The 11,462-nt window shown below is 71.3% G+C and carries 14 protein-coding genes; 8 read left to right on the forward strand and 6 right to left on the reverse strand.

Features of this window, described 5'->3' with window-relative positions; translation table 11 throughout:
* The first annotated feature begins 226 nt into the window (after nucleotides 1-226).
* From F0415_RS07675 to F0415_RS07695, 5 genes are read left to right on the forward strand one after another with little or no spacing between them, the layout of a single operon-like run.
* A complete protein-coding gene (locus F0415_RS07675) occupies nucleotides 227-1,846 on the forward strand; it encodes an ExeA family protein (protein ID WP_149860629.1) in 1,620 nt (539 codons plus the stop codon).
* A complete protein-coding gene (locus F0415_RS07680; RefSeq protein ID WP_149860630.1) occupies nucleotides 1,846-2,679 on the forward strand; it encodes a general secretion pathway protein GspB in 834 nt (277 codons plus the stop codon). The genes F0415_RS07675 and F0415_RS07680 overlap by 1 nt, the downstream gene beginning before the upstream one ends.
* Nucleotides 2,680-2,683: 4 nt before the next feature.
* On the forward strand, nucleotides 2,684-3,361 hold the full coding sequence (locus F0415_RS07685; RefSeq protein ID WP_149860631.1) for a rhomboid family intramembrane serine protease: 678 nt from the start codon (nucleotides 2,684-2,686) through the stop codon (nucleotides 3,359-3,361).
* Between the two features lie 22 nt (nucleotides 3,362-3,383).
* Nucleotides 3,384-3,707 (forward strand): DUF1820 family protein, encoded by a 324-nt coding sequence (locus F0415_RS07690; RefSeq protein ID WP_149860632.1) that lies wholly within the window; start codon nucleotides 3,384-3,386, stop codon nucleotides 3,705-3,707.
* Nucleotides 3,708-3,718: 11 nt separating this feature from the next.
* Nucleotides 3,719-4,258: a DUF924 family protein gene (locus tag F0415_RS07695; RefSeq protein ID WP_149860633.1), complete on the forward strand. Its 540-nt coding sequence runs from the start codon at nucleotides 3,719-3,721 to the stop codon at nucleotides 4,256-4,258.
* Between the two features lie 9 nt (nucleotides 4,259-4,267).
* On the opposite strand, the gene F0415_RS07700 is transcribed toward F0415_RS07695, so the two are convergent.
* Complete coding sequence (locus F0415_RS07700; protein WP_149860634.1) at nucleotides 4,268-4,471, reverse strand: hypothetical protein; 204 nt, start codon at nucleotides 4,469-4,471, stop codon at nucleotides 4,268-4,270.
* Between the two features lie 66 nt (nucleotides 4,472-4,537).
* Complete coding sequence (locus F0415_RS07705; protein ID WP_149860635.1) at nucleotides 4,538-5,548, reverse strand: GlxA family transcriptional regulator; 1,011 nt, start codon at nucleotides 5,546-5,548, stop codon at nucleotides 4,538-4,540.
* A gap of 134 nt (nucleotides 5,549-5,682) precedes the next feature.
* On the opposite strand from F0415_RS07705, the gene F0415_RS07710 reads away from it, so the two are divergent.
* Complete coding sequence (locus tag F0415_RS07710) at nucleotides 5,683-6,735, forward strand: class I SAM-dependent methyltransferase (protein ID WP_210244171.1); 1,053 nt, start codon at nucleotides 5,683-5,685, stop codon at nucleotides 6,733-6,735.
* Nucleotides 6,736-6,833: 98 nt separating this feature from the next.
* Nucleotides 6,834-7,160: a hypothetical protein gene (locus tag F0415_RS07715; protein ID WP_149860637.1), complete on the forward strand. Its 327-nt coding sequence runs from the start codon at nucleotides 6,834-6,836 to the stop codon at nucleotides 7,158-7,160.
* 7 nt (nucleotides 7,161-7,167) lie between these two features.
* Here F0415_RS07715 and F0415_RS07720 read toward each other — a convergent pair whose 3' ends face one another.
* Nucleotides 7,168-7,524, reverse strand: coding sequence for an ArsR/SmtB family transcription factor (locus F0415_RS07720; protein WP_149860638.1), 357 nt, complete (start codon nucleotides 7,522-7,524; stop codon nucleotides 7,168-7,170).
* The gene (locus tag F0415_RS07725) at nucleotides 7,524-8,027 is read right to left on the reverse strand and encodes an SRPBCC family protein (RefSeq protein WP_149860639.1); all 504 of its coding nucleotides are present in this window, start codon (nucleotides 8,025-8,027) and stop codon (nucleotides 7,524-7,526) included. Before F0415_RS07725 ends, F0415_RS07720 begins: the two co-directional genes overlap by 1 nt.
* 193 nt (nucleotides 8,028-8,220) lie before the next feature.
* On the opposite strand from F0415_RS07725, the gene F0415_RS07730 reads away from it, so the two are divergent.
* Nucleotides 8,221-9,342, forward strand: a complete 1,122-nt coding sequence (locus F0415_RS07730; RefSeq protein ID WP_188310330.1) for a GGDEF domain-containing protein — start codon at nucleotides 8,221-8,223, stop codon at nucleotides 9,340-9,342.
* 22 nt (nucleotides 9,343-9,364) lie between these two features.
* Here F0415_RS07730 and F0415_RS07735 read toward each other — a convergent pair whose 3' ends face one another.
* Together F0415_RS07735 and F0415_RS07740 are read right to left on the reverse strand one after the other, a co-directional pair.
* Nucleotides 9,365-10,102 carry a DUF2189 domain-containing protein gene (locus tag F0415_RS07735; RefSeq protein ID WP_188310331.1) on the reverse strand — a complete coding sequence of 246 codons (738 nt, stop codon included), beginning with the start codon at nucleotides 10,100-10,102 and terminating at the stop codon, nucleotides 9,365-9,367.
* 54 nt (nucleotides 10,103-10,156) lie between these two features.
* Nucleotides 10,157-11,431, reverse strand: coding sequence for a S41 family peptidase (locus F0415_RS07740; RefSeq protein ID WP_149860642.1), 1,275 nt, complete (start codon nucleotides 11,429-11,431; stop codon nucleotides 10,157-10,159).
* Between the last annotated feature and the right edge of the window lie 31 nt (nucleotides 11,432-11,462).

Here is an 11,462-nt window from a genome sequence, read left to right on the forward strand (position 1 = left end):
ATCTGACCCTTTGATCTGACCCTTTGATCTGACCCTTTGATCTGACCCTTTGATCTGACCCTTTGATCTGACCCTTTGATCTGACCCTTTGATCTGACCCTTTGATCTGACCCTTTGATCTGACCCTAGGGTCAGATCAAAGGGTCAGAACAGGGTTGGGGTTGGCGCCGGACGCGGGCCCCGGGTGTGTGGCAGGCTTGTGGCTCCCATCCGGCCTGCCGATCGCATGTATCTCGAGCATTACGGCCTGCGTGAGCCGCCTTTTTCGATCACCCCGGATCCGCGCTTCGTCTTCCTGAGCGAACGCCACCGGGACGCACTCGCGCACCTGCTGTTCGGCATCGGCCAGGGTGGTGGCGGTGGTTTCGTGCAGTTGACCGGCGAGGTCGGTACCGGCAAGACCACGCTTTGCCGCCTGCTGCTGGAACGGCTGCCCGAAAAGACCCGGATCGCCCTGGTGCTGAACCCGCGCCAGAACCCGGTGGAGCTGCTGGAAACCATCTGCGAGGAGCTGCGCATAGATGTCGCCGGCGGCCGCGGCAGCCTCAAGGCCCTGGTGGACGCGCTCAACCGTTTTCTGCTGGACGCCTATGCCGAAGGCCTGCGGGTGGTGCTGGTGATCGACGAGGCCCAGGACCTCAGCGTCGAGGCGCTCGAGCAGGTTCGCCTGCTGACCAACCTGGAAACCCCGACCCAGAAGCTGCTGCAGGTGCTGCTGCTGGGCCAGCCGGAACTGCGCGACCTGCTGGCCCGCGACGATCTGCGCCAGCTCGCCCAGCGCATCACCGCCCGTTACCACCTGACCCCCCTGGACGCCGAGGAGACCGAGGCCTACCTGCGCCATCGCTGGGCCGTCGCCGGGGGCAAGCGTTTCCCCTTCACGAAACTGGCGGTCAAGCGTATCCACCAACACTCCGGCGGTGTGCCGCGGCTGATCAACATCGTCGCCGAACGGGCCCTGCTGGCCGGCTATGTGCACGAGCAGGTGCAGGTCGGCGAACGCTGGGTGGAGCAGGCGGCGCGCGAGGCCCTGGCGCCGCGGCTGTCGAGACTGCCCAGGCCGCGCCTGGGCGTGCTGGTGGCGATCGCGCTGGCGGCGCTGCTGGCCTTGCTGTGGCAACTGCCCCGGCGTGACGTCGCGGAACCTGCGCCCGCCGCCGCCCCGCAAGACCACAACGGAGTGCCGCCGCGCATCGCAGCCGATCCCGTGCCCTACCTTCCCGGTGCCGACCTGCCGGCGCGGATTCTGGCGGCAGGCCCGACGCCCCGTCCGGCCTGGGCTCAGCTGCTGGGGCTGTGGGCCGTGCGTGCCGGCGAAGCAACCGCAGCCGAGGCGGAGGCGTGTCCGCCGATTCTCTCGCCCGGCCTGTTCTGCCTGCGTGGCCGGGCCAGCCTGGACAAGCTGGTGGCGCTTGGCCGCCCCGCCCTGCTCCGCCTGGAAGCCCCGGGAGGCGAGGCCTGGGCCGTCCTGCTTGGCGCCGACGCCTTGCGGGTGCGCCTGTGGCTGGGCGGGGGCCGCTTCGATACCGACCGTGTGGCCATGGACGGCTACTGGCGCGGCGACTATGCCGCGATCTGGCGGGGCCCTGCCTTTCTCGGTGCCGCGGTGCCGGCCGGCAGCAGCGGACCGGCCGTGGACTGGGTGCTCGATCGCCTGCGCGACCGTGTCGGCATGGCCGGTCCGGAGGCCGGGCCGGCCGTGCTCGATGCCAGCGCCACTGTCGCGGTCCGTCGCCTGCAGGCCATGCACGGCCTGGCTGCCGACGGGGTGATCGGCCCGGAAACCCTGTTGGCCCTGTCCTCCACCGACGGCGAAGGGCCGACGTTGCGCCGGAGTCTGGACTGATGTCGCTGATCCTCGATGCCCTGCGCAAATCCGAAACCGAACGCCGGCGCGGCCAAGCGCCGGACCTGTTCGCCGACCCGGTGGCCCCCGGCCCCCGCCGGTGGCGTTCCTGGCTGCCGTGGACCGGCTATGCCCTGGCCGGGCTGTTGGCGCTGGCCCTGGTTTTCCTGACCTGGCGCCCGTCCGGCAGCCGCGAAACCACCGAAGCGCCGGTCGCCGCCGTCGTCGGCGCAGCGCCTGCGGGCGCGGTGCCGGCACCGACCAGCCCGCCGCCGACCAACCCGCCGGCAAGCCCCCCGCCCGCCCCCTCCGCAGCCGCTTCCGGCCAGGCCGCGGCCGCCGCTTCCGCGTCTCCGGCGGCGGCTTCCGGCACCGCCCCATTGCCGGTGTCGGCGCCGATCGTCGGCGCCGCGAGTTCGGCGACCGGCCCTGGGCGCGTCCCTTCGCCGAGACCGCTGTCGAAAGCCCCGCTGCCGCCAACGACCGGACCGGCCGGGCAGGACGCCGTCCCGCACGCGCCGGAACCGGACACCACGGCCGGTGTCCGGCCCGCGGATACCGATACCCAGGCAGGCGCCGGCGCGGCCGCCGATCATGCTGCCGCGCCCCCGCCTCGCCTGACCGAACTGCGGGCGGACCGGCGCGCCGGCCTGCCGCCGCTCAAGCTGAGCATGCACGTCTATGCCGAAGATCCGGCCCGCCGCTTCGTCATCCTCGACGGCCGCCGGCTGACCGAGGGCGGCGCCGTCGCCGACGGTGTCCATCTGCGCGAAATCCGCCGCGACGGCATCGTGTTGTCGGTGGACGGCGACGACTACTGGCTGGAGCGCTGATCCGGTGTTCGTCGCCCTGCCCGGCCGTCAACGCCGCCGCCTGCGCTGGGCCACGCCGCTGCTGGTGGCGCTGATGTGCGCCGCCTACCTGTGGATCGCCCTGCTGCCGGACGATGCCGCCTGGCGCGGCGCCCTGCTGCGTTGGGGCACGCTGTCGGGCAGCGTCACCGAGTGGCGGGCGGCATTGCGCGACGAACGCCTGCTGACCCTGCTCAGCGCCCTGTTCATGCATGCCGGTCCCCTGCACTTGCTGGGCAACGTGCTGTTCCTGCTGATCTTCGGCCTGCCCAGCGAACGCGCCATCGGCCCCTGGCGGCAACTGCTGCTGTTCCTGGGCGGCGGCGCCCTGGCCAACCTGGCGGCGGCACTGCTGATGGGCAGTCCGGCCCGCGCCATCATTGGCGCCAGCGGCGGCGTGTCCGCCCTGATCGGCGCCTACCTGGCGCTGTACCCGGGTGCCCGCCTGGGCATCGTGTTGCCGCTGGGCCTGTGGCTGGAATTCATCAAGGCGCCGGCGGCCCTGCTGATCGGCCTGTGGGCGCTGCTGCAGCTGGTGTTCACGTTCGTAGGCCCCAGTTTCGGCGCCGTGGCCTGGTGGGCCCATCTGGCCGGTTTTTCGGTGGGCCTGGCCTACGCGCTGGCGGTCAGGCCCGGCCTGGCCCGGCGCGCGCGCGGCCTGTGAACGCGGCCGTATAATCGCCGGCATGAACGGCCGCGTGCTCTACAAGGTGACCTTTCTCAACGCCGGCAAGGTGTACGAGCTGTATGCCCGCCGGGTGTCGGCCAGCAGCCTCTGGGGTTTCACCGAGGTGGCCGACCTGGTGTTCGACGTCAACGAGGGCGTGGTGGTGGATCCGACCGAGGAGCGCCTGCGCGACGAGTTCGCCCACACCCGCGTGCTGCATCTGCCGATGCAGAGCGTGGTGCGGGTGGAGGAAGTGGACCGCAAGGGCCAGCTCAGCATCCGCGACGCCGGCACCGGCGAGAAGGTGGTCACGCCCTTTCCCCTGCCGGGCAAGCCCCGCTGAGATCCGCCGCCGTGACGCCGGCGCAGGTACTCGAATTCTGGTTCGTCCAGACCCGCCCGGAGCAATGGTGGGCGGCGGACCCGGGCTTCGACGAGCGGGTGCGCGCCGGTTTCGGCGAATGCCTGCTGCAGGCCGCCCGCGGCGAACTCTGGCATTGGCGCGCCGACGCGGAAGGACGCCTGGCCGAGATCATCGTGCTCGACCAGTTCCCGCGAAACATCCATCGCGGCAGCCCGCAGGCCTTCGCCCATGACGGCATGGCCCTGGTGCTGGCGCAGGAAGCCGTCGCCGCCGGCGCGGCGGGCGCGCTCGAGCCGGTAAGGGCCGGCTTCCTGCTGATGCCGTTCATGCACAGCGAATCGCCGGCGGTGCACGTCGAGGCCGAACGCTTGTTCGCCCGCTTCGGCAGCGCCGAAAACCTGGAGTTCGAGCGCCGGCACAAGGCCATCATCAACCGCTTCGGTCGCTACCCTCACCGCAACGCCATTCTCGGCCGCGAATCCACGCCCGAGGAACGGGAGTTCCTGCGCCAGCCCGGTTCCAGTTTCTGAGCGGCGCGCTCAGCGCAGGAAGTGCTGGCCGGCGCCGTCGGGACACAGCAGCTCGAGGGCTCGTATCTTGCCTTTGCCCTCGCGGCTGAACCGTACCCGTCTGGTCGGCTCGTCCGGTACGGTGAACAGGTCCGCGCCCAGGGGAAGCAGTTGCCAGGGCGGCCGTCGCTCGTACCGCAGCCACAGCCCGCCGCCCTGCGCGGTCCCCCGCACCGGCCCGTAGTCCCCGGCATGGTCGTCGGCCGGAAACTCCGGCGGCGCGGAAGGGTCGCAATCCGCTCAGCCGGCCGGTACGGGTAGCTGGAACTTGCGCCGGTACTGGCCCGGCGTGATGCCGGTGACGCGGCGGAACAGCCGGCGGAAGAAGGCCGGATCCTCGTAGCCGACCCGCCAGCCCACCTCGTCCACCGGCTCGGCCGTGCGCTCGAGCCGGCGCTTGGCCTCCTCCACCCGCAGCCGCTGCACGTAGGCCAGCGGCGCCAGGCCGGTCGCGGCCTGGAAGCGGCGTTTGAAGGTGCGTTCGGCCAGACCGGTGCGCTGGGCCATCTTCTCGACCGGGGAAGGCACCGGATAGTTGCGTTCCAGCCAGCGCTGCGCCTCGAGAATGACCGCGTCGCCGTGATCGCGCCGACCTTCGAACACGATGTACGGCCCAAGCCCGTCGCGATGCCATTGCAGGGCGAAGAACCTTGCCGCCGACTGCGCCACCGCCGGGCCCGCCTCGCGGGCGATCAGGTACAGCACCAGATCGTGCCAGGACATCGAGGCACCCGACGACACCAGTTCGGCGCGTTCGCCGGAAACCACCAGCGGCTGCTCCGGCCGCAACAGCACCCTCGGGTAGAGGTCGGCGAAATGCCCGGCGTAAGTCCAGTGGATGGTGACGGTGCGTCCGTCCAGCAGCCCGGCTTCGGCGATCAGGAACACGCCCGAGCAGGCCGAACACAGCATCGCGCCACGGGCGTGCATGCGTCCGAGCCACGCCACCAGCGCGGGATACCTACCCTTCTTCCAACCCTCCGCCGACAACAGTACCGAAGGCACGATGACGATGCCGGTGCGGTCCAGCTCGTCTATTCCGCGTTGGGCCACCGCCTGCAACCCGCCTGCCAGGACCATCGGCCCTGGCCGCTCGGCGACGATTTCCACCCGGAACGGAGGATCGGCCGGAATGGCGTCGTCCAGGCCGCGCAGGAGAGGGAAAGCGCCGAGCACGTCGTACAGGCCGTGCAAGGTGGAGATCGAGGCTTCCGGGATCGCCAGCAGGCTGACGTGGATCGGCTGCGTCATGACGGCTCCTGGCAGAAATGGCTCCGTCCCGGCCCAGTTTCGCTCTCCCGGACGGCGGCGGCAACGATCAGCTTTTCCAGTCCAGGCCCCCCGGCCCGCAACGAAAGCGAAGAGGAGACGAGCGGAAAATGGAAATGCGACAAGCCCGACTGGACGCGGTGCTCGACCGCGCCCTCACCGACCTGTCCGGCAGCTACGGCGGATTCATGATCCACCTCGGCAACCGCCTGGGCCTGTACCGGGCCATGGCCGGCGCCGGCCCCTTGAGCGCCGAGGAAGTGGCGCATCGCGCCGGCTGTGCCGAACGCTACGTGCAGGAGTGGCTGAACTCGCAGGTGGCCGGCGGTTACGTCGCCTATCACCCGGCCAGCCGCACCTACGAGCTGGGCACGGAGGAAGCCGCCGTGCTGGCCGACGAGGACAGCGCCCTGTTCTTCCCCAACGCCTGGCAGGTGGTGGCCTCGATGTGGGCCGACGAGGAACGTTCGGTCGAGGCCTTCCGCACCGGCCGGGGCGTAGCCTGGGGCGAGCACGACGGCCGGCTGTTCTGCGGCGTGGCGGCCTTCTACCGCAACGGCTACAGGACCCACCTGGTCCGGGACTGGCTACCGGCCCTGGACGGGATGGTGGCCAGGCTGGAAGCCGGCGCGCGCGTCGCCGATGTCGGCTGCGGCCACGGCCACTCCACCCTGCTGATGGCCCAGGCCTTTCCGCAGTCGCGTTTCTGGGGCTTCGACCCGCACGCCGCTTCCATCGAGGAGGCACGACGCAATGCCGAGGCCGCCGGCCTGGGCGACCGGGTGGTGTTCGAGGTGCGCGATGCCGCCGGCTACCCGGCGCTGGAGTACGACCTGATCTGCTTCTTCGACTGCCTGCACGACCTGGGCGCGCCCGACCTGGCGCTGCGCCACGCCGCGGAAAGCCTGGCCCCGGACGGCAGCGTCATGATGGTGGAGCCGTTCGCGCACGACCGGGTCGAGGACAACGTCGGCCCGGTCGGGCGGCTGTACTACTCCGCTTCGTCGGTGCTGTGTTGCGCCCACGCCATTTCCGAAGGCGGTCGGCATGTGCTCGGCGCCCAGGCCGGCGAAGCCCGGCTGGCGCAACTTGCCCGCGCCAACGGCCTGAGCCGGTTCCGGCGCGCCGCCGAAACGTCCTTCAACCTGGTGCTGGAAGCGCGGCCCTGAAACCGGGCTGGCGGGCCCGGACGGCCCGCTGGTAGTCTGCGCCGGCGGCCGCGGGGGCGCGGCCGCATCGGCCCGCGAGCCAACATCCGGGGGAAGCCATGGAGTCGAAACATTCGGGGCTGGGCATCGCCGCGTTCGTCATCAGCCTGGTCGCCGGCATCGCCATCTTCGCCGCCATCGTCGTCGCCGGCGTGATGGAGGCCTCCCGTCCGGGCGGGCTGGACGAGAACTCACCCGAAGCCGTCCTGCTCGGCCTGGTGCTGATCGCCCTGCTGTTCATGGACGTCGTCGCCCTGGGACTTGGCATCGCCGGCCTGTTCCAGCGGGAGCGACGGAAAATCTTCGCGATCCTCGGTACCGTGTTCTCCGGGCTGACGATCCTGGGCACGGTCTTCCTGATCGTACTGGGCAACATGATGGCCTGAGCGGCCGTCAGTCCTCCTCCACCAGCCCGCGCAGGCGCGCCAGCGCCTGATCCCATTGCGCGGCGATCGCATCCAGGTGCCGGCGCACCTCGTCCAGGCGTTCAGGACGCAGCCTCCAGATCCGCTCGCGACCGCGGCGTTCGCCCACCACCAGGCCGGCCTCGGCCAGCGCATCCAGGTGCTTGCTGACCGCCTGCCGGCTGATCGGCAGGTCCTCGGCCAGACGCAGCACCGGCAACGGCCCCTCCCGGCACAGGCGTCCGACCAGGTGCAGCCGTACCGGCTCGCCCAGCGCGGCGAACGCCGGCGCCGCGGCCAGCAAGGTTCCGCCGGCGCGACGCCGGCGCGGACGCGCCCGGCCCATCAATCGCGCTCCGCGGCCAGGTACCTGGCCACCAGATCCATCTGCACCGTCCAGCCCTCGGCGTTGTCGGCGAAGGCCCTGGCCCGGCGGGCCGGCGGTACCCGGTCGAAACCGGACTCCTCCACCGTCAGCAGCACGCCTTCGGCGGTTTGCTCCAGGGTGAACTCCACCAGGGTCATCTGCTCGTCCGGCGGCGCGGACTCGGGCGTTTCCACCGGATCGCCGCCCGGGTGCCAGCGGAAGGAGAACAGGCGCATCGGTTCCATCCGCTCGACCACGATGTCGAATTCCATGCCTTCGAACGCTTCCTGGGCGCGGGCGATCTCCGCATCCATGCGGGTAGGCACCAGGCGGGCGCGCAGGCGCTTGCCGGGCTGGAAGGGCCCGGCGAACCGGGCGCCGAACCAGATGCCGAAGCGCTCGGAATCGGTGAGCGCGCGCCATACCCGCGGCAAAGGCGCGTTCAGGGTAATCCTGCGGACGATGCGGTCAGTGTCGTTCATTGGCAACCTCCTGGTTGCATGACAGCCTAGCGCCGGTCTCGGCAATACGCAACCTATTGGTTGCGCTTTACGGACTGGTGCCGCCACGGGCCCGGCCGCCGGCGCGCCGGGCCGTCGTCGGGCAAGGCCGCCATGTAAGATGGGGCGCGCGTGCGGCCGCCTGGCGGCGGCGCGCCCACTGGGAGGACGCGGCATGACCCGGGGCTCCGACACCGGCCGCCTGGCGCGGCGGGAACTGCTGGCCATGCCGGACTACCTGGCACACGAGCGCAGCCAGGCCCGGCGGCTGGCGATCGGGGCCGCCTGGCTGGTGCTGCTGGCCTTGTCGCTGCTGCAGCTACTCGAGTACCTGCTGGGCCATGACGGCGACCGGGTCGGTCCCTGGCTGCTGCACGCCGTCTGGCGCCTGCCGGCCCTGCTGACGGCCGTGTGGGTGCTGGTGCTGGCGGCGAAACGGCCGGAAGGCGACTGGCCCAGGCCACTGTCGCTGTTGCTGGGGTTCTGGGTGATGATCGCGGCCTGGGGGCTCACCGCCCTGCACCTGGGCGGCCACGAGGTGCAGATGCATGAAGCCCTGCAGCGGCTGGTGATCACCACGGTGGCGGTGTCGGTGCTGGCCGTGCGCGGCGCCCGCGACCTGCTGCCGATCTGCCTGCCCGGCATCGTCCTGGGCGGCGTGCTGCTGTGGTCGCTCGATCCCGGCCCGGCCCGGGCCCTCGCCTGGGCGACGCATCCGCTGCTGGCCACCGTCGTCGCCGCCGTCATCGCCGAGTTGCTGTTCCGCGGCAACGCCCAGGCCTTCCTGGCCAATCGGCAGATCCGCGAAAGCGCCCTGACCGACTCCCTGACCGGCTTGCCCAACCGGCGCGCCGTGGACGATGCCCTGCGCGCCGCCCACGCCAGGGTGGACCGCCACGGTGGCCACTACGCGGTGGTGATGGCCGACCTGGACCACTTCAAGCGGGTCAACGACACCTGGGGCCATGCGGTCGGTGACGAAGTGCTGTGCGAGCTGGGTCGGCGCCTGCGCGCGGAACTGCGCGCCAACGACCTGGCCGGGCGCTGGGGCGGCGAGGAATTCCTGATCCTGCTGCAGGACGTGGATGCCGACGCCGCCTGGCGCGCGGCCGAGAAACTGCGGGTGCGCATCGGCGGCGAGCTCTTCGTCACCTCGGCCGGCGAACTGCCGGTGACGGTCAGCCTGGGCGTCGCCCTGAGCCGCGGGGCTCCCCGGCCAGAGGATGTGGTGAACCGTGCCGACGAGGCCCTGTACGAGGCCAAGCGCGGCGGCCGCAACCGGACTGCGGTGCGCTAGCCGCCCGCTTTTCCGCCGCCGGCTAGGCCTGCTCGCGCCGCGGCCAGGCCGAGGCATCCACGACCTCGCGATAGGCGTGCCAGGCGGCGTAGGCCAGCCAGGGCATCACCACCGCCAGGCCGAGGAAGGCCGTGGCGAAGCCGAGCGCCGTCAGCACCACGATCAGCGCCGCCCACAGCAAGGTCACGCCCTTGTTGCGCAACACGGCGTTCACGCTGCTGAGACCGGCGGTGATCATGTCCACCTCGCGATCGGCGACCATCGGCAGGGAAAACGCCGCGACGGCGAAAGTGAAGGCGGCGAACACCGACCCGGCCAGCGACCCGAACAACAGGAACTCGAGCAGGGCCCGGGTATCGCCCTCGTGCACCGGCACGAAGGCGCTGACCATCATGCCCGCACGCGACCACAGCAGCAGGATCACCAGTTGCACCAAGGCGAACACCGCCGCTTCGCCGACCACGCGCCGGGCCAGCCGCAGTGATGCGCGCAGCCCCGGCCGGCGCCCCTCGGCGAGGTCGCGGCTGACCCCGTACAAGGCCGTCGCCAACAGCGGCGCGATGAACACGAAGCCCGACAGCAGGGCCGCCAGCAGGGCGAACCGGCCCAGGCGCCAGGCCAGTGCCGACACGCCCAGGCTGACCAGCAGCACCACTGCGCCCAGGACCAGGCTGGGGCCGGGCGCGCGACGCAGATCGGCCCAACCCAGCCGCAGCCATCGCCAGGGCGCGTCGTAGCCGGGTTCGCGGCAAGGCGCCACGAAGGGCCGTTCCGGTCCGGGCGGGCGGCCGGACTGAGACTCACCCGACATCGCTCAGTCGCCGCGACGGGCCACGGCCTGTTCGTCCTTCAGTCTGGCCAGGGCCAGACCGATCGCTTCCTCGCCCTCGATCACTTCGCCGCGGGCGTAACCGTCGGTGCGCTCGCCGTCCCCGCGCAGATGCCTGGGCAGGTCCTGCTCGCGCAGGCCGTTGCCGGGGGTGCCACGCAACAGGACGTCCGGGCTCAGGCCACTGGCCTGGATGGAATCGCCGCGTGGCGAGTAGTAGCGGGCGGTGGTGAGCTTGACCGAATCACCGTTCTCCAGCGGCACGACCGTCTGCACCGAGCCCTTGCCAAAGGTACGGCTGCCCATCAGCAGGGCGCGCCGGTGATCGCGCAGGGCGGCCGCCATCACTTCGGCGGCGCTGGCGGTACCGGCGTCCACCAGCAGCACGATCGGCGCCCCCGCCAGCAGGTCACCGGCCTTGGCGTGGTAGTTGGCGTTGGCATAGGACAGCCGGCCGCGGGTGCTGACGATCAGGCCGTCCTCGAGGAAGGTATCGGCCGCCTCGACCGCGGCATTGAGCAAACCGCCGGGATTGGAGCGCAGGTCCAGCACCAGGCCGGCCAGCGGACCGCCGGATTCCCGCCGCAACCGGGCCAGCTGCCGGTGCAGCTGTGGCGCGGTGTCTTCCTGGAAGGCGCTGATGCGCAGGTAGCCGAAGCCCGGTTCCAGCAGGCGACCGGACACGGAGGTGATCTCGATGCGCTCGCGGACGATGGTGAACTCGCGCGGCACCGGCTCGCCTGGGCGACTGACCGTCAGGGTCACGGCGCTGCCAGGCTCCCCGCGCAGGCGCAGGCTGGTCTGGTCGGCGCCGCCGTCCAGCGCCTGGCCGTCGATGGCGACGATGACGTCACCGGCGCGCAGGCCGGCGCGCTGGGCCGGCGTGCCGTCTATCGGCGCCACCACCAGGATGCTGCGGTCGGGCCGCTGTTCGATCTCGACGCCGATGCCGCTGTAGGCGCCCTCGGTCTCTTCGCGCAGGGCTTCGGCCTCGTCGGCTTCCAGATAGGCGCTGTGCGGATCGAGGTCGGACAGCAGGCCGCGCAGGGCCGCCTTCATCAGCTGTTCGTCATCCAGCGGTTCGACGTAGGCGTCCCGGATGGCGCGATAGACCGAGACGTAGCGCTGTATCTCGGCCAGGGGAACCTGCGCCGGCCCGGCATCCGCCGCCCGCTCGGCCTGTTCCTGCGCAGCATGGACGGGCGCCGGCGCCATTGGCGGCGACAGGAGGAACAGCAGCAGGACCAGGCGAATGCGCATGCGCCGATTATGCCCCGGCCCGCCGCCGACG

The sequence above is a fragment of the Arenimonas fontis genome (assembly GCF_008386465.1).
GTDB lineage: Bacteria > Pseudomonadota > Gammaproteobacteria > Xanthomonadales > Xanthomonadaceae > Arenimonas > Arenimonas fontis.